The sequence below is a fragment of the Streptomyces sp. HUAS MG91 genome, from assembly GCF_040529335.1.
Classification (GTDB): domain Bacteria; phylum Actinomycetota; class Actinomycetes; order Streptomycetales; family Streptomycetaceae; genus Streptomyces; species Streptomyces tabacisoli.
Genome location: NZ_CP159534.1, coordinates 6,500,987 through 6,520,442, shown reverse-complemented (window position 1 = coordinate 6,520,442; position 19,456 = coordinate 6,500,987). Strand labels below are relative to the sequence as shown.

Annotated in this window: 17 protein-coding genes; 15 read left to right on the top strand and 2 right to left on the bottom strand. The window is 69.5% G+C overall.

Going from position 1 to position 19,456, the window contains the following annotated elements:
* Positions 1 to 151 precede the first annotated feature (151 nt).
* The gene (locus tag ABII15_RS29605) at positions 152 to 916 is read left to right on the top strand and encodes a GNAT family N-acetyltransferase (RefSeq protein WP_353945311.1); all 765 of its coding nucleotides are present in this window, start codon (positions 152 to 154) and stop codon (positions 914 to 916) included.
* Positions 916 to 1,140 (top strand): translation initiation factor IF-1, encoded by a 225-nt coding sequence (gene infA / locus ABII15_RS29600; protein WP_111662430.1) that lies wholly within the window; start codon positions 916 to 918, stop codon positions 1,138 to 1,140. Before ABII15_RS29605 ends, infA begins: the two co-directional genes overlap by 1 nt.
* A 13-nt stretch (positions 1,141 to 1,153) precedes the next feature.
* On the opposite strand, the gene ABII15_RS29595 is transcribed toward infA, so the two are convergent.
* Positions 1,154 to 1,807, bottom strand: coding sequence for a dihydrofolate reductase family protein (locus tag ABII15_RS29595; RefSeq protein ID WP_353945310.1), 654 nt, complete (start codon positions 1,805 to 1,807; stop codon positions 1,154 to 1,156).
* A gap of 107 nt (positions 1,808 to 1,914) precedes the next feature.
* On the opposite strand from ABII15_RS29595, the gene ABII15_RS29590 reads away from it, so the two are divergent.
* The 4 genes from ABII15_RS29590 to ABII15_RS29575 all read left to right on the top strand — a co-directional run bounded on the left by ABII15_RS29590 (position 1,915) and on the right by ABII15_RS29575 (position 7,141).
* Positions 1,915 to 2,481, top strand: coding sequence for a DinB family protein (locus ABII15_RS29590; RefSeq protein ID WP_353945309.1), 567 nt, complete (start codon positions 1,915 to 1,917; stop codon positions 2,479 to 2,481).
* A 34-nt stretch (positions 2,482 to 2,515) separates the two neighbouring features.
* Complete coding sequence (locus tag ABII15_RS29585; RefSeq protein ID WP_353945308.1) at positions 2,516 to 2,854, top strand: lysine transporter LysE; 339 nt, start codon at positions 2,516 to 2,518, stop codon at positions 2,852 to 2,854.
* A gap of 777 nt (positions 2,855 to 3,631) precedes the next feature.
* The gene (locus ABII15_RS29580; RefSeq protein WP_353945307.1) at positions 3,632 to 6,934 is read left to right on the top strand and encodes an RHS repeat-associated core domain-containing protein; all 3,303 of its coding nucleotides are present in this window, start codon (positions 3,632 to 3,634) and stop codon (positions 6,932 to 6,934) included.
* Positions 6,935 to 6,946: 12 nt separating this feature from the next.
* A complete protein-coding gene (locus ABII15_RS29575; protein ID WP_353945306.1) occupies positions 6,947 to 7,141 on the top strand; it encodes a hypothetical protein in 195 nt (64 codons plus the stop codon).
* A gap of 72 nt (positions 7,142 to 7,213) precedes the next feature.
* Here the strand turns inward: ABII15_RS29575 and acnA are convergent, their stop codons facing one another.
* On the bottom strand, positions 7,214 to 9,928 hold the full coding sequence (acnA, locus tag ABII15_RS29570) for an aconitate hydratase AcnA (protein ID WP_353945305.1): 2,715 nt from the start codon (positions 9,926 to 9,928) through the stop codon (positions 7,214 to 7,216).
* A 329-nt stretch (positions 9,929 to 10,257) separates the two neighbouring features.
* Here acnA and ABII15_RS29565 point away from each other — a divergent pair, with 329 nt between their 5' ends.
* The 9 genes from ABII15_RS29565 to ABII15_RS29525 all read left to right on the top strand — a co-directional run bounded on the left by ABII15_RS29565 (position 10,258) and on the right by ABII15_RS29525 (position 19,406).
* Positions 10,258 to 10,698, top strand: coding sequence for a MarR family transcriptional regulator (locus ABII15_RS29565; protein ID WP_353945304.1), 441 nt, complete (start codon positions 10,258 to 10,260; stop codon positions 10,696 to 10,698).
* 45 nt (positions 10,699 to 10,743) lie between these two features.
* Positions 10,744 to 12,504, top strand: a complete 1,761-nt coding sequence (locus ABII15_RS29560; RefSeq protein ID WP_353945303.1) for an MFS transporter — start codon at positions 10,744 to 10,746, stop codon at positions 12,502 to 12,504.
* A gap of 8 nt (positions 12,505 to 12,512) precedes the next feature.
* On the top strand, positions 12,513 to 13,073 hold the full coding sequence (locus ABII15_RS29555; RefSeq protein ID WP_353945302.1) for an isochorismatase family protein: 561 nt from the start codon (positions 12,513 to 12,515) through the stop codon (positions 13,071 to 13,073).
* A complete protein-coding gene (locus tag ABII15_RS29550; RefSeq protein ID WP_353945301.1) occupies positions 13,070 to 13,633 on the top strand; it encodes a YbhB/YbcL family Raf kinase inhibitor-like protein in 564 nt (187 codons plus the stop codon). Before ABII15_RS29555 ends, ABII15_RS29550 begins: the two co-directional genes overlap by 4 nt.
* 136 nt (positions 13,634 to 13,769) lie before the next feature.
* The gene (locus tag ABII15_RS29545) at positions 13,770 to 13,976 is read left to right on the top strand and encodes a DUF4236 domain-containing protein (protein WP_353945300.1); all 207 of its coding nucleotides are present in this window, start codon (positions 13,770 to 13,772) and stop codon (positions 13,974 to 13,976) included.
* A 64-nt stretch (positions 13,977 to 14,040) separates the two neighbouring features.
* Positions 14,041 to 15,570 (top strand): UDP-N-acetylglucosamine 1-carboxyvinyltransferase, encoded by a 1,530-nt coding sequence (locus ABII15_RS29540; RefSeq protein ID WP_353945299.1) that lies wholly within the window; start codon positions 14,041 to 14,043, stop codon positions 15,568 to 15,570.
* Positions 15,571 to 16,049: 479 nt separating this feature from the next.
* Complete coding sequence (locus ABII15_RS29535; RefSeq protein ID WP_353945298.1) at positions 16,050 to 16,400, top strand: hypothetical protein; 351 nt, start codon at positions 16,050 to 16,052, stop codon at positions 16,398 to 16,400.
* Between the two features lie 118 nt (positions 16,401 to 16,518).
* Positions 16,519 to 17,205 carry an ABC transporter ATP-binding protein gene (locus ABII15_RS29530; protein ID WP_353945297.1) on the top strand — a complete coding sequence of 229 codons (687 nt, stop codon included), beginning with the start codon at positions 16,519 to 16,521 and terminating at the stop codon, positions 17,203 to 17,205.
* Entirely contained in the window at positions 17,202 to 19,406 is a 2,205-nt protein-coding gene (locus ABII15_RS29525; protein WP_353945296.1) for a permease, read from the top strand. The genes ABII15_RS29530 and ABII15_RS29525 overlap by 4 nt, the downstream gene beginning before the upstream one ends.
* Positions 19,407 to 19,456 lie beyond the last annotated feature (50 nt).

Below are 19,456 nucleotides of genomic sequence, written 5' to 3'. Positions count from 1 at the left end.
TTACAGTCTGGCCCGAACCGTGATGCAGCCCGAGGAGGTGGGACCCATGACAGCAGTACGCACGTGGGTGCTCTCCTCTTCCTCACGGGCCGGCAGCTGACATAGGTCGCCGGGAGCGCCTGTACTGGGCGATTCCGAGAGGCAGAGACCTATGGACACAACAGAGATCGCGCGCGTCGCCGACGGGCACTGGCACGCGCTGGAGGACGATCAGGTGGTCGGCCGGGGCGAGACCTGGCGCAGGCACGACGGCCGGATCTTCCTGAGCATCGACTCCTGGCAGGACACGGCGTTCGATCGCCTCGCCGCCACCATGCTGGCGGAGCTGCCGAGGCCGCTGTACACGATGGTCGACGCGGCCGACCTGGCGCTGGCGTCCCGCTGGGAGCGGGCGGGATTCGGACCCGCGCGCAGCGAGCACGTGTACCGCGTGCCCACCGACCCGGAGCTGACGAACCTCGGCGCGGCACGCCCGCCCGAGGGCGTGACGATCCTCCCTCTCGGCGCGGCGGAGAAGGACCCCCTGCGCGACCTGGACCGTACGGTCCGGGCCGAGGTCGAGGCCACGCTCGGCTGGCGGGAGATGCCGGCCGAGGTGCTGCCGCGCCTGGACGACGCCACCGTGGTCGACCCGACGAAGTACGCGGTGGCCGCCGAGGGCGACCGGTACGTGGGCCTGATCCGGGTGGCGCCGGTGCCCCGGCAGCCCAGGATCGGCCTGCTCGCCGTACGGGAGGACCGGCAGCGGCGCGGAATCGCGCGGGCGCTCCTGGCCGACGTACTGGGCAACCTGCACCGGTCGGGGGTCCGGGCGGCCACGGCCGAGATCGGCGCGGCCAACACGGCCGCCGCCGCACTGTTCGACGACATCGGCGCGGAACGCGTCGGAACCAACCTGGAGGTAGTACTTCACTGATGCCGAAGACAAACCCTGGAATCGAGATCGAGGGCACCGTCACCGAGTGCCTGCGCAACGCCAGCTTCCAAGTGGAGCTGACCAACGGGCACAAGGTGCTCGCGCACATCAGCGGCAAGATCCGGAAGAACTACATCAAGATCCTGCCGTTCGACCGGGTGCTCGTGGAGCTGAGCCCCTACGACCTGACGCGCGGCCGGATCCTCTACCGGTACCGCAACTGACGTGCCCCGGCGCTCACTTGCGCCAGAACAGGTGATGGACGACGCTGCCGCCCGGACTCGGCACCACGTCGAGGTGGAACCGGTCGCGCAGCTCGTCCGGCGACTCCCACAGCCGCGATCCCGAGCCGAGCTTCACGCCCGGTGAGACCGCCACGTGCAGGGTGTCGACGAGGTCGGCGTCGAGGAACTCGCGGATGACCGTGGCGCCGCCGCCGAGCCGGACGTCCTTGCCCTGGGCCGCCTCGCGCGCCTGGGCGAGGACGGTCGCCGGGTCGGCGTCGACGAAGTGGAACGTGGTGTCGGAGAGCGTGATCGAGGGCCGGGCGTGGTGGGTCATCACAAAGACGGGCGTCCGGAAGGGCGGCTCGTCCTCCCACCATCCCTGCCACTCGTGGTCCTCCCAAGGGCCCTTCTGCGGGCCGAACTTGCCGCGGCCCATGATCTCGGCGCCGATGTTGCGCGGGTAGTCCCGGGTCAGGTAGTCGTCGAGGCCGCGGCTGCCGCCCGGGTCGGTCCGCATCGGCCAGCTCGCGGTGGCCCCGCACCAGGCGAACATGGCCCCCGGATCGGCATGCCCGAAGGGCCGCTCCAGGCTCTGCCCCTCCCCCGCGCCGAAGCCGTCACCGGACACATTGAAGTTCTGCACGCGCAGCAATTGCTCGGCCATGAGTGATGCTCCTGTCGTCGGGAGTGATGGCTGCCCCGTTCAGACTCTGCCGGACCCGACAACTCATCGCACCTCCCCGCGCCGCACGTCCGTGCGATGCTGCCCGCATGATCGAGACGAACGGGCAGCCCGAACGCTGGACACAGGCCACCGTCCACCCCGACATGTGGACCGACCCGGCCGACGACCCGCGCGACAACGACAACGCGCCCGAGGGCGAACGGGCCACGCTGCACGACTTCCTGACGAGCTACCGGATCACCCTGCTCATGAAGTGCGAGGGCCTGGACCCCGAGCAGCTGGCCACCCGGTCGGTCCCGCCGTCGACGATGTCCCTGCTCGGCCTGATCCGGCACCTGGCAGAGGTGGAGCGGGACTGGCGCACCTGGCTGACCCTCGACGAGCCGCTGCCGAAGCTCTACGGCCCCAAGGACGCCGACTTCCACGGAGCCGTCCCCGAGCAGGCCGTGGTCGACGCCGCGTACGCCGACCTGGAGCGCGAGCAGGCGGAGACGGACGCGGCGCTGGCCAGGTTCACCGACCTGGGCGAGCGCGTCGGCAGGGACAACGTCGCGATCCGCGAGCTGCTGATCCACCGCATCGACGAGTACGCGAGGCACAGCGGCCACGCGGACCTGCTGCGCGAACGGATCGACGGCCGGGTGGGCCAGTAGCGGCGGAGAGCTGCAGGGGGAATGGGGGACGTTCATGCGCGTAGAAGGATTCTGGAAGGGCCTCGGTGAGTTCCTGGCCGACACCTTGGGGGAAGCCGTGGCCGAGCTGGTGCTCACCGCGCTCGCCTGCGCGCTACTTGCAGTCCTGGCGGGAATCGCCTACCTGAGCTGGTCGTTCAGCCCGCGCGGCACACTCGCCGGAGCCGGCGTGTTCTGCCTGCTCCTCGCGCACGGCGCGTGGCGCCGATACCGGAAGCCGGCGAGAAAACGCGGCCCCCGCATCCTCGCCGCCCTCACCACGACCCTCTTCATGGCGACCACCTGCACGGCCGCCTTCCTGCTGCTCTATGCGTCGGGCTGCGACTGCGTCTGACCACTTCTCCCGGTAGCGGGCGACGGCCCAGGCCGCCGCCGCGACCGGGACGGCGCACCAGAGAACCGTCCAGAGCACCGGCCACCAAGCGGGCAGGTGCGCGGAGAGGGTCAGATCGAGCGCCGAGGCCGTCATGGCCGCACCCAGACTCGCGCAGAGCAACCGGCCACTGACGCGCGTCGCGCGACCGCTGCTGAGCGTGGTGATATCGGCGTGCACAGGTACTCCTGCGTTCAGCGCCGCGACAAGGGCGGCAGGGGCGAGGGCCTGGCGAGGTGGGGCACGCACGGCTGGGACCTGCGTGGGGGCAGGTGAACAGGTGGTGGGGCGGAGTCAGTGTGCGCGTCGGGGCGCGATCCGGCCAGCACGTTCTACGCGCGTACCCGATCAGGGAGTCAACTTTCCCCATCACCCTAAGTAGGGCACTTCAAGACACAGCAGGACACCATTACGGACAAAGCGCCTATAACCCCGGTCTGGACCTGACGCGATCTGAACGCCACCTCGGCTCTTTTCGCCCATCCAGTCGATGAGTTGAGTATTTCCAGCCACATTTTGCAGCCACTTTTCCAGGTTGCCCTATGGAAACTGTTGCTCAACGCGATCAAAAGGGGACATCAATGGCGATTGCCCCCTGATGCGGAGGGGCTTGTTCTCGTCCGTGTGTGTCCTGTATTCGGGGGCATGGCGGCCAGCCTGTGTGGTTTCCGTGTCAGCTTGTGTGCTCCTCGTGACCATTGGGGTCTGCGAGGCTTGTCTTCCTGTGGGGGAACCTTTATGCAACGCACCCGGAGTGCGCGCCGTCGGCGTACCCAGAAGAAGCTGAGATCGGCGGCGTTCGGGGTCCTCACGACCGGTGCCGTCACCCTGTCCCTGCTTCCGGCGACCACCTCGGTGGCGGCGGCCGACAGCCCGGTGTCGGCGTGGGGCAGGGACACGCACTACGCGGTCCCTCCCGTCAAGGTCGGTACGACCACGCCGCCGCAGAACCGGGAACCGCAGGCGCCCGGCGGCGCCGACGCGAAGCTCCTGGCCGCATTCAAGGCGAAGGCCGAGTCCCCGGCCGACGCGGCGGCGGCCCGGCAGGTCGCCGCCGCGACGACGACCACGACGATCCCTCAGGGCCAGGGCGCGATCCCCTGGCACCGGATCTCCGATTTCCGGATCACGGACGCGCTGGTGGCGCGGGTCAACTACTCGACCGGCAATCTGATGCTGGCCTCGACCAGCTTCGACATGGCCGCCGTGGGAAACCAGCTCCAGCTCACGCAGACGTACAACTCGATGGACTCCTCGTACGGCCGCATGGCGCGGCGCTGGTGGCTCAACTACGAGCGCTGGCTGGTCGATTCAGGAGACAAAGCCACCGTCTACGACACCTCCGGCGCGAGCGTCACCTTCACCAAGCCCTCGTCCGGGTCCGCCTGGACGACGCCGGCCGGGTACTCCAAGGACCTCACCAAGAACAGCGACGGCACCTGGACGCTGACCGACCGCAAGTCCGGATCCAAGGACACCTACAACAGCAACGGCACGCTGACGAAGGTCACCGACAAGAATCACGGTGTCTTCACCGTCGACCAGAACGCCTCCGGCGGATTCAAGGTCACCGACACCCGTTCCGGCCGCTGGATCGAGATCAAGAAAACGGTCGACAAACTGCGCTGGGACGCCACCGACAACACCGGGCGCACCGTCCGCTACGACCTCGACGGCTACGACAACCTGCGGGCCATCACCGACACCACGGGCAAGAAGACCCAGTTCTTCTACGACGGCTCCAACCGCGTCACGAAGATCATCACCCCGGAGAACCGCGTCACCAAGTTCACCTACGACGTCGCTCACCGGGTCACGAGCATGCTCCGCGCCACCAGCGCCGACGCCACCACCGGCCCCACGTACACGTACGCGTACTCCAACACGGACGCGAACGGAGCCGGGACGACGACGGTCACCGACCCGCTCGGAGACGCGACGAAGTACGAGCACGACAGCGACGGCGAGGTCTCCAAGGTGACCGACCCGCTCGGCCACCACCGCTCGGACACCTACGACGACAACCACAACGTGAAGACCGCCACCGACGCCATGGGCACCGGCAGCGACGGCAGCGGCGGCAACGAGACCACGTACGGCTGGGACGGCCGCAACAACCCCACCAGCGCCAAGCTGCCCACCGGCGCCACCGCGTCGATGAGCGGATACCAGACCATCGCCGGATCGGACCTGCCAGGGACGATGACGACACCCGACAATGTGAAGTCGACCTACAAGTACGACACGGTCGGCAACACCACCTCAGTCGCCGTGTCCGGCGACGGCGGCGGCACCCGCGACTACGTGTACAACAAGGCGACCCCGACCTGCGGCGGCTTCGAGGGCCAGACGTGCTCGGTCGAGGACGAGCGGGACAAGAAGACCAGCTTCACCTACGACGACAAGGGCAATCTGACCAAGGTCACCCCGCCCTCGCCGCAGGGCGCCACGACGTACACGTACGACGACAAGGGCCGCCCGGACACCGTCACCGACGGCCGCGGCGTGAAGCTGACCTACACCTACGACGACCGCGACCGCACCACCAAGGTCACCGGCCCCACCGCCACGGTCACGTACACCTACGACGGCGACGGCAATCTGACCCAGCGGGTCGACGGCACCGGAACGCAGACCTATCAGTTCGACCCGCTGTCCCGCGAGACCATCCGCACCCTCCAGGACGGCTCGCAGACCGAGTTGACCTACACCGCCGACGGCAACGTCGAGACCTACCGCGATCCCCAGGGCACCACCGCCTACCAGTACGACGACGCCAACCGGATGACGACGCTGACCGCGCCGGACGGCAAGGACACCACGTACACGTACACGAACAACGACGTACTGAAGACCACCACCTACCCGGGCGGGACGGTTCGCACGGTCACGCCGGACAACTCCGACCGGCCCAAGCAGATCAAGGTCACCTCCCCCAAGGGCACTCTGATCGACCTCTCCTACACCTACAGCTACGGCGCCTCGAACACCGACGGCACCAAGATCCGCACCACGACGGACACGGTCGCGGGCACGAAGCGCAGCTTCGAGTACAACGACGCCGGGCGCTTCTCCTACGCCGCCGAGACCAAGGGCTCGACGTCGGTGGAGACCTGGCAGTACTGCTACGACGCCGCCGGCAACCTCACCTCCCAGGGCACCACCAAGGGCTGCCCCCGCGGCACGACCTACACGTACAACGACGCGAGTCAGCTGATCACGAAGAACGGCTCGGCGACCGGCTGGTCGTACGACAAGGCCGGGAACGAGACGGCCGGTGCCAGTGAGACCGCCCGCACCGCCGAGACGTACACCGACTTCTCGCAACTGTCCTCGATCACCACGAACGGCACCGCGCGGGCCGGTCAGTACGCGTCCACGGACAGCAGCGAGCGCGTCAAGCTCGGCGAGACCGTCTTCCACAACGGGCCGGTAGGCCTGTCGGCGTCGACGACCGCCGGTGTGGACACGGGATTCATCCGCAGCCCGCAGGGCACCTTGAACTCCATGACCCGCAGCGGGAAGAGCTACTACTACCTCACCGACGCCCTCGGCTCCACCGTCGCTCTCGCCGACGGATCGGGCACGAAGGTGGCCTCGTACCGCTACAGCCCCCGTGGCGTCACGACCCCGACCGAGAACACGGGCGTCAGCCAGCCCTACCGCTTCGCGGGTACGTACCAGGACCCGACGGACCTGTACCACATGGGCGCCCGCTACTACGACACCCGCACCGGCCGCTTCACCCAGAACGACCCGTCCGGGCAGGAGAAGAACCCCTACCTCTACGCAGAGGGCGACCCCGTCAACCGCATCGACCCCACGGGCCTTTACGGGATCGACGACTTCGCCAAGGATATAGGGACGATCGCCGCGGGCGGCGGCTCCACCGCGGCCGTGGGCTCGGGAATCGGCTGCGGCGTCGGATTCTTCGTCGCCACGCTTCCCGGCTGTGGAGCGGGCGCCGCCGTCGGTTCCGCCATCGGAGGAGCCGTGGGCGTCATCGGCACCACCATCACCGTCATCACCCTGAGGAACTGAGCAAGGAGACACATGGCCGGCGAGTGGAATCCGAGTCAGGGACTGAGGCTGTTCTTCCTGCTGTACGTGCTGCTCATGGCACTCCTCATCGTCACCGCCCTCGTGCTCGGTCAATGGAGGACGGGGCTCTTCAGCGCCCTGGCCGCGCTCCCGGGCATCGTGCTGTGCCTGCGGTACTCGATCAGGAGCAGTAAGCGGCATCCGTGATCGCGTCGAGCATGCGAGGGGCCGCGCCCCGGGCAACCCCGGGACGCGGCCCCACCTACTGCTGCCTGCCGCTTAGTTGCGGATCAGGTTGCGCAGCACGTACTGCATGATGCCGCCGTTGCGGTAGTAGTCCGCCTCGCCGGGGGTGTCGATGCGGACGACCGCGTCGAACTCCACGCCGGTGTCGGTCGTGACCTTCACCGTGCTCGGGGTGGTGCCGTTGTTCAGCTCCTCGACGCCGGTGAAGGAGAAGGTCTCCTCGCCGGTCAGACCGAGGGACTCGGCGTTCTGGCCCTCCGGGAACTGGAGCGGCAGGACGCCCATGCCGATGAGGTTCGAGCGGTGGATGCGCTCGTACGACTCGGTGATGACGGCCTTGACGCCGAGGAGCGCGGTGCCCTTGGCGGCCCAGTCGCGGGACGAGCCGGAGCCGTACTCCTTGCCGCCCAGGATGACGAGCGGGGTGCCCTGCTCGATGTAGTTGCGCGACGCGTCGTAGATGAAGGAGACGGGGCCGTCCTCCTTCGTGAAGTCGCGGGTGTAGCCGCCCTCGGTGCCCGGCGCGAGCTGGTTGCGCAGGCGGATGTTGGCGAACGTGCCGCGGATCATGACCTCGTGGTTGCCTCGGCGCGAGCCGTAGGAGTTGAAGTCACGACGCTCCACACCGTGCTCGGTGAGGTACTTGCCGGCCGGGGTGTCGGCCTTGATGGCACCGGCCGGGGAGATGTGGTCGGTGGTGACCGAGTCGCCCAGCTTGGCCAGGACGCGGGCGCCCGTGATGTCCGAGACCGGGGTGGTCTCCATCGTCATGCCCTCGAAGTACGGGGGCTTGCGGACGTAGGTGGACTCGGTGTCCCACTCGAAGGTGTTGCCGGTCGGGATCGGCAGCGCCTGCCACTGGGCGTCGCCCGCGAAGACGTCGGAGTAGGACTTGTTGAACATGTCCTCGCCGATCGAGTTGGCGACGACGTCGTTGACCTCGGCCTCGGTCGGCCAGATGTCGGCCAGGTGGACGGGCTTGCCGTCCTGGTCGACGCCGAGCGCGTCCTTGGTGATGTCGACCTTCATCGAACCGGCGATGGCGTACGCGACGACCAGCGGCGGGGACGCCAGGTAGTTCATCTTGACGTCGGGGTTGATGCGGCCCTCGAAGTTCCGGTTGCCGGAGAGGACCGAGGTGACGGCCAGGTCGTGGTCGTTGACGGCCTTCGAGACCTCCTCGGGCAGCGGGCCCGAGTTGCCGATGCAGGTGGTGCAGCCGTAGCCGACGAGGTTGAAGCCGACCTTGTCCAGGTACGGGGTGAGACCCGACTTGTCGAAGTAGTCGGTGACGACCTTCGAGCCCGGGGCGAGGGTGGTCTTGACCCACGGCTTGCGGGTCAGGCCCTTCTCCACGGCCTTCTTCGCGACGAGGGCGGCGGCCACCATCACGTAGGGGTTCGAGGTGTTGGTGCAGGAGGTGATCGCGGCGACGGTGACGGCGCCGTGGTCCAGCTCGTAGGTGGTGCCGTCGGGGGCGGTCACGGTGACCGGGTTCGACGGAACGCCGTTGGAGACGGCCGGGGCGTCGGAGGCCGGGAAGGACTCCTTGCCCGCCTCGGAGTCGTCCGAGACGTAGTTGCGCACGTCCTGGGCGAACTGCTGCGAGGCGTTCGCGAGGACGATGCGGTCCTGCGGGCGCTTCGGACCGGCGATCGACGGGACGACCGTGGAGAGGTCCAGCTCCAGCTTCTCGGAGAAGTCGGGCTCGGCGGCCGGGTCCAGCCAGAGGCCCTGCTCCTTGGCGTACGCCTCGACGAGCGCGACCTGCTGGGCGTCACGGCCGGTCAGACGCAGGTAGTTCAGGGTCTCGTCGTCGATCGGGAAGATCGCGGCGGTGGAGCCGAACTCCGGCGACATGTTGCCGATGGTGGCGCGGTTCGCCAGCGAGGTGGCGGCGACGCCCTCGCCGTAGAACTCGACGAACTTGCCGACGACGCCGTGCTTGCGCAGCATCTCGGTGATCGTCAGCACGAGGTCGGTGGCGGTGGTGCCGGCCGGGAGCTCGCCGGTCAGCTTGAAGCCGACGACGCGCGGGATCAGCATGGAGACCGGCTGGCCGAGCATGGCGGCCTCGGCCTCGATGCCGCCGACGCCCCAGCCGAGCACGCCCAGGCCGTTGACCATCGTGGTGTGCGAGTCGGTGCCGACCAGGGTGTCCGGGTAGGCCTGGCCGCCCCGGACCATGACCGTGCGGGCCAGCTTCTCGATGTTCACCTGGTGCACGATGCCGGTGCCCGGCGGGACGACCTTGAAGTCGTCGAAGGCCGTCTGGCCCCAGCGCAGGAACTGGTAGCGCTCGCGGTTGCGGCCGTACTCCAGCTCGACGTTCTGGCCGAAGGCGTCCTTCGTGCCGAACTTGTCGGCGATGACGGAGTGGTCGATGACCAGCTCGGCCGGGGAGAGCGGGTTGACCTTCGCGGGGTCGCCGCCCAGCTCCTTCACGGCCTCACGCATGGTGGCCAGGTCCACGACGCAGGGCACGCCGGTGAAGTCCTGCATGATCACGCGGGCCGGCGTGAACTGGATCTCCTGCGAGGGCTGCGCCTGGGAGTCCCAGTTGCCGAGCGCACGGATGTGGTCGGCGGTGATGTTCGCGCCGTCCTCGGTGCGGAGCAGGTTCTCCAGAAGGACCTTGAGGCTGTAGGGAAGGCGAGCAGAGCCCTCGACCTTGTCCAGCCTGAAGATCTCGTACGACTCGTCGCCCACGCTCAGCGTGCTGCGGGCGTCGAAGCTGTTCGCCGACACGACAGTCTCCTTCATATATGTGCGCGTTCCACCGCATCCTGCCGCCACGACGCGTCGCCAATCCGCTAAGGTAAGACTAAGTTAGGTAACCCTTACCGTCGGACTCGACAGCGGCGCGGGGCTGCGTGCGCCTCGGCAGATATCTCGATGTCGAGATAACTCTAATACATCACCCGCCGGTGCCTTCAAGCGGTGCCGCGCGGTGCTCACCGCTGCGCGTACCCACCCAGGACACTTCCATCGTCGTACGGGCTCCAGAGGTCCACCAGTGCTGGACGTCCCGACCTCTGCGGATTTACTAAGGCAGCCTTATCAACTAGCCTTAGTGTATGAACCAAGAGCCGGACCCCGAGGCGGTCGCCGCAGCCCTGCTCGCCAGCTTCAGCACGCTGGTGCGGCGCGTGCGGCAGACGCCCGTGGAGAGCGGGCTGACCATGCCGCAGCGCACCGCGCTGTCCCGGCTGGAGCGGCTGGGCCCCACCACCTCGTCGGCGCTCGCCCGCGAGGTGCAGATCACGGCGCAGGCCATGGGCGCGACGCTCGGCGTGCTGCGCGAGCGCGGCCTCGTCGAGCGCAGCCCGGACCCGGACGACGGGCGCCGGATGGTGCTCGCCGTGACGGAGGCCGGGCGCCGGGCCCTGCGGGACAAGCGCAACGAGCGGGTGGAGCTGCTCTCCCGGGTGCTGGCCTCCGACGCGTTCACCCCCGCCGAGCTGGCGCAGCTCGAAGCGGTCGCGCCGCTGGTCGAGCGGCTGGCCCAGCGGCTCTGAGGCCCTTGACCAGCGACTCTGAGGCCCTTGAGAGGAAGCAGGCTGATGGCGGATTCCGGCGAGACGCTCATAGCGGACGGCGTCGTCGACGAGCGCTACAAATGGACGGCACTGACCAATACGACGGCCGCGGTCTTCATGTCCGCGCTGGACGGCTCCATCGTGCTGATCGCCCTGCCGGCGATCTTCCGCGGCATCCACCTGGACCCGCTGGCGCCGGGCAACATCGCCTATCTGCTGTGGATGATCATGGGCTACCGGCTGGTCCAGGCCGTCCTGGTGGTCACGGTCGGGCGGCTCGGCGACATGTACGGGCGGGTGCGGATCTACAACAGCGGGTTCGCGGTCTTCACCTTCGCCTCGATCCTGCTCTCCTTCGACCCCTTCGACGGCGGCCGGGGCGCGGTCTGGCTGATCGGCTGGCGGGTGCTCCAGGCCGTCGGCGGCTCCATGCTGACCGCGAACTCGGCGGCGATCCTGACCGACGCCTTCCCCAAGGAGCGGCGCGGCTTCGCGCTCGGCATCAACCAGGTGGCCGCCCTCGCGGGCATGTTCATCGGCCTGGTCCTCGGCGGGCTCCTCTCGGCCTGGGACTGGCGCGCGGTGTTCTGGGTGAACGTGCCGGTCGGGATCTTCTTCACCGTGTGGGCGTACCGCACCCTGCGCGAGACCGGGCGGCGCAGCGGCGGCGGCATCGACTGGTGGGGCAACATCACCTTCGCGGTCGGGCTGAGCGCCGCCCTGATCGCGGTCACCTTCGGCCTCCAGCCCTACGGCGGTCACACCATGGGCTGGACGAACCCGCTGGTCCAGGCGCTGCTGGTGGGCGGGGTGGCGCTGCTCGTGGCGTTCGTCGTCATCGAGCGGCGGGTCCCGGCGCCGATGATCCAGCCGGGCCTGTTCCGCAACCGCGCCTTCACCTTCGGCAATCTCGCCGGCCTCGCCATCTCGATCGGGCGGGGCGGGCTCCAGTTCGTACTGATCATCTGGCTCCAGGGCATCTGGCTGCCGCTGCACGGCTACGCCTACGACGCGACACCGCTGTGGGCGGGCATCTTCATGCTGCCGATGATCGCGGGCTTCCTCGCGGCGGGCCCGGTGTCCGGCTATCTGTCGGACCGGTTCGGCTCGCGGGGCCTGGCCACGAGCGGCGCGCTGCTCTTCGGCGCCACCTTCCTCGGCCTGATGGCGCTGCCGATCGACTTCAGTTACTGGGCCTTCGCGCTGCTCATCGCGGTGAACGGGATAGCGAGCGGCATGTTCGCCTCCCCCAACTCCTCCTCGATCATGGGCAGCGTCCCGGCCCGGCTGCGCGGGGTCGCCTCCGGCATGCGCGCCACCTTCCAGAACTCCGGCACCGCCGTGTCGATCGGCGTGTTCTTCTCGCTGATGATCGCGGGCCTGGCCGGCAGCCTTCCGCAGGCCCTCACCGCGGGTCTGCGCCAGCAGGGGGTGTCGGCGCAGGTCGCGGCGCAGGTCGGCGATCTGCCGCCCGTCGCCTCGCTGTTCGCCGCCCAGCTGGGCGTCAACCCGGTGGAGAACCTGCTGAAGCCCAGTGGGGCCCTGCACCACCTCTCACCGGCCCAGCAGCAGACCCTGACCGGCGGCGAGTTCTTCCCGCACCTGCTCTCCGGGCCCTTCCACTCGGGCCTGGTCGTCGTGTTCGCGTTCGGCGCGGTCCTCGCCTTCCTCGCCGCGCTGGCGTCGCTGCTGCGCGGCCCCGGGCGGGCACGGCCGCGTACGGCGTCCGAGCCTTCCCCCTCGTCCACGGCGCGGGCCTCCGCGTCGTCCAGTTCCCAGGAGTAATCAGCACCATGGCACTCAGCACCATCGACCCCGTCTGCGCGCTGGTCGTGATCGACCTTCAGAAGGGCATCGCCCCGGCCGGATCCCCGTTCGACGCCGTCGTGGAGCGGTCGGCCGAGCTGGCCGACGCGTTCCGGCGGCACGGTCTGCCGGTGATCCTCGTCAACGTCGACGGCGTCGCGCCCGGCCGCACCGAGACCGCGCGGATCCGGCCCGGCACAGCCCTGCCCGACGGCTTCGCCGACCTGGTCGACGAACTCGGCGCGCGGCCGGGCGACCTGCGGGTCACCAAGCGGCGGCGCAGCGCCTTCCACGACACCGGGCTCGACACCCTGCTGCGGGACCACAAGGTCACCCAGGTCGTGCTCACCGGCGTCGCGACCGGCTCGGGCGTGGAGTCGACCGCGCGCTCGGCCGTCGACCACGGCTACCACGTCGTGCTCGCCACCGACGCGATGGACGACCCGGACGCCGTCATCCACGAGCACAGTGTGCGGCGCGTCTTCCCCAAGCTGGGCGAGACCGCGACCACGAAGGAGATCATCGACATGGTGGAGGCGACCCGATGACGCTGCTCGGACGGCTTCTGAAGAACCACAAGGCCGACGAGGCGTACTCCGCGTGGCACCTGCCCGGTCTGCAGGCCCCGGAGAACCTGACCCTCACCAGCCGGGACTTCGCCGACGGCGCCCACATGCCGGTCCGGCAGGCGGCGAAGAACATCGGCGGTGAGGACGTCTCCCCGCATCTGGCCTGGACGGCCCCGCCCGCCGGGACGGCCCAGCTCCTCCTCGTCATGGAGGACCTGGACATCCCGCTGATGCGCCGGCCCCTCACGCACTGCGTCGCCCTGATCGACCCGTCGTGCGGCGAGCTGGAGCCCGGGGCGCTCGATGCGGGGCGGCCGGGGGCCGGGGTGCGGCCGCTGCGCGCGAGCATCGGGCGGGGCTATCACGGGCCCGGGCCGATCAAGGGGCACGGGCCGCATCGGTACGTGTTCCTGCTGTACGCGCTGGGAGTGCCGGTGGGCGACGCGGCGGAGGGGGCACGCCCGAAGGCCCTGCTGTCCTCCCTCACCCAGCCTCCCCTCGGCCGAGCCCGCCTCACAGGCACCTACGAACGCAACTAGCCGTCGCGGGCTCACGTCGGCCCCGCCGGGGCCGCAGGTGGGGCGCACGCCCAAGGCGGGGCGAGGCGCGGCCGGGGTCGAGTGATTGAAGAGGGAGCGGGTATCCGGACGGCATCAGCCAGAAGGAGACGACACCATGCCCCTCACGTTCCGAAAGAGCTTCCGCATCCTCCCCGGCGTGCGGCTCAACATCAACCGCAAGTCCTGGTCGATCACGACCGGCGGCGGCAAGCACGGCCCCCGCCACACCCACAGCAGCACCGGCCGCCGCACGACCTCCATGGACCTGCCCGGCCCGTTCGGCTGGCGCAGGACGACCACGAAGCGCCGCCAGGGCCACTGACGTCCCGTCACTCCGATGGACCCCCCGGAATGCGTCATCTCATATCTGAGATACCGTTCCCCTCATGGCAGACGACTACCTCGTACGCATCGGCAAGCTCATCCGCGACGCCCGTCAGCACCGGGGCTGGACGCAGGCGCAGCTCGCCGAGGCGCTCGGCACCAGCCAGAGCGCCGTCAACCGGATCGAGCGCGGCAACCAGAACATCAGTCTTGAGATGATCGCCCGCATCGGCGAAGCCCTCGACAGCGAGATCGTGTCCCTCGGCTACGCGGGCCCGATGCATCTGCGCGTCGTCGGCGGACGCCGCCTGTCGGGCTCGATCGACGTCAAGACGAGCAAGAACGCGTGCGTGGCGCTGTTGTGCGCGTCGCTGCTGAACGACGGGCGCACGGTGCTGCGCCGCGTGGCCCGGATCGAGGAGGTCTACCGGCTCCTCGAGGTCCTCAACTCCATCGGCGTGCGCACCCGTTGGATCAACGACGGCGTCGACCTGGAGATCGCGCCGCCGGCCGACCTGGACATGGCCGCCATCGACGCGACGGCGGCCCGCCGCACGCGCTCGATCATCATGTTCCTCGGCCCGCTGCTGCACCGCATGGACCGCTTCAAGCTGCCGTACGCGGGCGGTTGCGACCTCGGCACCCGCACGATCGAGCCGCACATGATCGCGCTGCGCCGGTTCGGCCTGGACATCGCGGCGACCGAGGGGCTGTACCACGCGCAGGTGGAGCGGGACGTCTCCCCCGACCGCCCGATCGTGCTGACCGAGCGCGGCGACACGGTGACGGAGAACGCGCTGCTGGCGGCGGCCCGCCACGACGGCCGGACCGTCATCCGCAACGCGTCGTCGAACTACATGGTCCAGGACCTGTGCTTCTTCCTGGAGGCCCTGGGCGTCAAGGTGGAGGGCATCGGCACCACGACGCTGACGGTGCACGGCGTGCCGCACATCGACGTGGACGTCGACTACTCGCCGTCCGAGGACCCGGTCGAGGCGATGAGCCTGGTGGCGGCGGCGGTCGTCACGGAGTCCGAACTGACCGTCAAGCGCGTCCCCATCGAGTTCCTGGAGATCGAGCTCGCGGTCCTGGAGGAGATGGGCCTCGACCACGACCGCTCGGCGGAGTACGTCGCGGACAACGGCCGCACCCGCCTGGTCGACCTCACGGTCCGCCCCTCCAAACTGGAGGCGCCGATCGACAAGATCCACCCGATGCCGTTCCCGGGCCTGAACATCGACAACGTGCCGTTCTTCGCGGCGATCGCGGCCTCGGCCCAGGGCAAGACCCTCATCCACGACTGGGTCTACGACAACCGCGCGATCTACCTGACGGACCTCAACCGCCTGGGCGGCCGCCTCCAGCTCCTCGACCCGCACCGGGTCCTGGTGGAGGGCCCGACGCGCTGGCGCGCGGCGGAGATGATGTGCCCGCCGGCCCTGCGCCCCGCCGTGGTCGTCCTCCTGGCGATGATGGCGGCCGAGGGCACCTCGGTCCTGCGCAACGTGTATGTGATCAACCGCGGTTACGAGGACCTGGCGGAGCGCCTCAACTCGGTGGGCGCCCAGATCGAGACGTTCCGGGACATCTGAGGTGAGGAAGCCGCCGCACCCCGGCCGACCCGCGACGTGACGGGAAGGGAGGGTGCGGCGGCATCTCTGTGACTTCTCCGGGATCGCTCTGGCGGCGCGGAAGCCGCGCCACGCGGGTCAGCCGGTCACTTTCGGCCAGATGCTCCGGTACCGGATTCGGTCGCGCCGCGCCCAGCACCTCCAGCGGTCCTGGTCGTCCGCTTCCACGGTGACCGGCATATGCCCCTTCTTGCAGAGGCAATATCGTTTCCCTCCGGTTGATCACCGCATCCCGACTGCGGGCCACATCAGGAACCAGATCCAACCGGACAAAGACACAGCGTCGCCATCGAGCCACGACCACAAATCGAGCGGCGCCCCGGGAACCTCCGTGCGATCGTTGCGCCGCTAGGACGACGCCCGACAGCCGCGGCAGCGGCACGATGGCGCGCCGACCAGGCTTTCCCGCAAGACGGAAGTCAACGGAGGGGAACAACAGAATGACGATGAAGAGAACCAAGCTCGTGGCCGCGGCGGTTCTTGCCCTTGGTCTCGCGCTTCCCACTACCACCGCGGTGGCCAAGACGCTGACGGGTGGCGGCGTTACCGCCACGACGCCCTACAGCAGCGACTCGGGCCTCATCTCGGTGTACGACGGCAGCAACGACGACGATCCGGGCAAGGCGGAGTACTACCGCCACGACAGCGCCGGCACCAAGCGCACCTTGTGGAACAAGAGTGGCTACAAGACGCGCGTCACCTCCGGTGACGGCTCGGCCATCATCAAGTTCCAGGCCTGCGACGAGAACAACGCCTCCCCGGACGACTGCTCCGGCTGGGGCGCTCCCTGAGCCAGGGAACTAGCGTGAGTCTCCGCCGGGGTCGGCCTGTCACGGTCGCCCCGGCGGCTCTGTCGTGTCATCGCGAGCACATCCCGGCACGGAACGGGATCGAAGGAGAGTGCACAGCATGGCTACAGCCGGGAACACCACCGGTCTGCGGGTGAAGGGGCTGAGCTACCGGCTGGGCGAGCGGCTGCTGCTGGACGACGTCGACCTGGAGATCGCCTCCGGCGAGTCGGTGGCGGTCACCGGTCCGAGCGGATCCGGCAAGTCCACGCTGCTGACCTGCATCATGGGCCTGATCAAACCGGACGCCGGATCGGTGCACATCCAGGGCCAGGACCTCACCGCGCTGTCCTCCGCCCAGTTGGCGAAGGCGCGCCGCCAACACATCGGCGTGGTCTTCCAGTTCGGCGAGCTCCTGCCCGAACTGACTCCGGTGGAGAACGTGGCTCTGCCCGTCCTGCTGAGCGGTGGTGACCACCGCCGCGCCTATCGGCAGGCGCAAGACCTCCTCTCCGAGCTGGGCGTGCCCCACGAAGGGACGCCGACCGGGATGCTGTCCGGCGGAGAACGCCAACGGACCGCGGTCGCGCGCGCCCTGATCACCGACCCTCATGTCCTGCTGGCCGACGAACCCACCGGCGCCCTGGATCCCCAAGCCCGGGAGACCGTCGCCGACGTGCTGTTCGACATGTCCCGCCGGCGGGGCTGCGCACTCCTCGTCGTCACCCACGACCCGGCGGTCGCCGCCCGCGCCGACCGGGCGCTGCACCTCGCGGCCGGAACACTGCGGGACGGGGCGCACGTATGAGCGTCGCCGCCGAGACCCGGCGCCCGGAATCCGGCGTTCGTCGTCAACGGCCCGGCGGACGGCTGGTGTGGCAGCTGTTCCGCATCGGCTGTGCCGCAGGCCGTGGCACACCCGGAGACCGCCTTCGCTTCTGGGCACTCCTGCTCGCCTCCCTGTGCGTCGCCTCGGTCGCCCTGGGCGCCGCGGTGGCGGTCGCCACCTACGACGGGCGTGCGCTGAGGGAACAGGCCCGGGGGCCGATCCTCACCGACCACCGGCACGCCGAGGCACTGTGGCGGGAGTCCTTCGACGCCGTCGGCGAGGTACAGCACAGCGTCGTCTACATCGACCCGCTCACCCCCGGGGCCGCGCTGCCGCCCGGCCTCGACCGCTGGCCCGCTCCCGGCCAGGCCGTGCTCTCCCCGGAACTGGTCCGCCAGGGAGCGGCGGATCAGATCACCCGTCGCTACGGCCACTTCGCCGGCACCATCGGCAAGGACGGCCTGGTCTCCCCCTCCGAACGCCTCGCCTACGTCAGGCCCGTACACGAGCCCAGCGCCCGCGACCGCAAGGAGCTGTGGTTCGAGATCCAGGGCTTCGGCCAGAGTTTCCCGATGGGTGAGACGCTCAACTCCCGCCCGCTCAGCCAGGTACTCCTCACCCTCGGAGCACTGACCGGGCTCCCGGCGCTCGCCCTGCTCGTCGTGGCCGCGCGCGTCGGCTCGCGCACCCGCGACCGCCGGAGCGGCCTCCTCCAGGCGCTCGGCGGGACCTGGCGGCACCGTGCGATCGTCAACACCGGCGAAGCGCTCCTGCCCGCGGCGATCGGCACGACCGCCGCGGTGCTTCCGCTGACCGCCGTACTCGCGACGGATGTGCGGATCCCTCCCACCGGGTACCTGCTGGACAGCGACGACGTTCGCACCGCGTGGCCCGCCCTGCTCCTCGCTCTTGTGCTGTCCCTCGTCGTCGTCCTGAGCGTGGTGGTGTGCCTCCACCGGGTCGGCCGCAGCGGGACCAGCACACGTCCTCGGTCCTTCTCCTCGGAGATCCCCCGTTGGCGCCTGCTCGGGTGCGGCACGGCCGTCGCCGTCATCGCCCTCAGCCAGTATCTGAGCGGCACACCGGGACTCGCCGCGTTCGTGGTCGGCACCGTCGTCATGTGGGCCCTGCTGCCCTCGGTGGCGGCCGCCGCCGGACGCAGGCTGGGCCGGGCGATCGCCTCCTGGGGTTTCCGGAAGGGCCGCCCGGGCCGGCTGATCGGTGGACGCTGGACCGTCGAACACCCCGGCGTCGTGGTGCGCCTGGCCATCGCGATGGTCATCGGCCTCGGGCTCGTCTGCCAGATCCAGGTCTGGAACAGCCGGCTCGGGGAGAAGGCCGCCGCGGCGCGCGCTTCCGAGGAGCGCATCGGAGACCGCGTCGTGAGCGTCAGAAGCCGGTCTCTCACCCCTGCCGACATCACCACCCTGTCCCGCACCGTTCCTGACGGATCCCGGATCCTCGTCCTCGACACGGACCCGTCCGCCGGCGCACCGCTGATGCGGGGCTCGTGCGAAACGCTGCGTTCGTTGGGCATGAACTGCCCGTCCGCACCCCGTCCCGCCGTCAGCGGCGACCCACGGGTCGCCGAGCTGCGCGACTGGTACGGACAGAATCTGCGCATCCAGAAAGCTCCCGCCGAGCCGCGGGTGAACAGGCTCTACGGCGAGCTGATCGTCGTGGCGCCGCGGGAAGGGCAGAGGGTCCAGGTGGAAAAGGCGGCGTACGCCGTCGTCCCTGCCGTGAACGCGGAAACCCTCGGAGAGAACTGGCTGGTGGGCGCGTCGAACAAGGAGCGACTCAACAACTGGGTCCTGCTGTTCGGCTCACTGGGCCTGGCACTGTTGCTGCTGACCGGCGCGCTCAGTGCCGCGGCGGAATTCATGCGCGTCAGCCGCGTACTGGCGCCCCTCGCCGTCCTGACGGGCAGCCGTCGGATCTACCGGCGGGTGACGGTGTGGCACCTGACCGTCCCGCTGCTGCTCTCGACCGTTCTGGCCGGCATCGTCACCGCGTGGCACTCCGTCTTCTTCATCGCCATGGTGCAGGAGGGCACCTTCAGTTGGGGCGTCCTCGGCGCGGCGTTGGCCGGCTGCGCCGTGCTCGCGGTGCTGGTGGGTGTCCTCGGCGGTCAGGCTGCCGCGCGCGCTGCCGAACGATGGCGCCCGTCGGCCGATTAGGCACGGTCCGCCGGATCCCGGCCCGACAGGACCGCGGCGGCTCCCCCACC

Coding starts and splice junctions, on each gene's coding strand:
- ABII15_RS29565 (WP_353945304.1), top strand. CDS start 10,258: ATGAACCAAGAGCCGGACCCCGAGGCGGTCGCCGCAGCCCTGCTCGCC.
- ABII15_RS29540 (WP_353945299.1), top strand. CDS start 14,041: ATGGCAGACGACTACCTCGTACGCATCGGCAAGCTCATCCGCGACGCC.
- ABII15_RS29525 (WP_353945296.1), top strand. CDS start 17,202: ATGAGCGTCGCCGCCGAGACCCGGCGCCCGGAATCCGGCGTTCGTCGT.
- ABII15_RS29585 (WP_353945308.1), top strand. CDS start 2,516: ATGCGCGTAGAAGGATTCTGGAAGGGCCTCGGTGAGTTCCTGGCCGAC.
- infA (WP_111662430.1), top strand. CDS start 916: ATGCCGAAGACAAACCCTGGAATCGAGATCGAGGGCACCGTCACCGAG.
- ABII15_RS29560 (WP_353945303.1), top strand. CDS start 10,744: ATGGCGGATTCCGGCGAGACGCTCATAGCGGACGGCGTCGTCGACGAG.
- ABII15_RS29595 (WP_353945310.1), bottom strand. CDS start 1,807: ATGGCCGAGCAATTGCTGCGCGTGCAGAACTTCAATGTGTCCGGTGAC.
- ABII15_RS29555 (WP_353945302.1), top strand. CDS start 12,513: ATGGCACTCAGCACCATCGACCCCGTCTGCGCGCTGGTCGTGATCGAC.
- ABII15_RS29535 (WP_353945298.1), top strand. CDS start 16,050: ATGACGATGAAGAGAACCAAGCTCGTGGCCGCGGCGGTTCTTGCCCTT.
- ABII15_RS29580 (WP_353945307.1), top strand. CDS start 3,632: ATGCAACGCACCCGGAGTGCGCGCCGTCGGCGTACCCAGAAGAAGCTG.
- ABII15_RS29605 (WP_353945311.1), top strand. CDS start 152: ATGGACACAACAGAGATCGCGCGCGTCGCCGACGGGCACTGGCACGCG.
- ABII15_RS29550 (WP_353945301.1), top strand. CDS start 13,070: ATGACGCTGCTCGGACGGCTTCTGAAGAACCACAAGGCCGACGAGGCG.
- ABII15_RS29590 (WP_353945309.1), top strand. CDS start 1,915: ATGATCGAGACGAACGGGCAGCCCGAACGCTGGACACAGGCCACCGTC.
- ABII15_RS29575 (WP_353945306.1), top strand. CDS start 6,947: ATGGCCGGCGAGTGGAATCCGAGTCAGGGACTGAGGCTGTTCTTCCTG.
- ABII15_RS29545 (WP_353945300.1), top strand. CDS start 13,770: ATGCCCCTCACGTTCCGAAAGAGCTTCCGCATCCTCCCCGGCGTGCGG.
- ABII15_RS29530 (WP_353945297.1), top strand. CDS start 16,519: ATGGCTACAGCCGGGAACACCACCGGTCTGCGGGTGAAGGGGCTGAGC.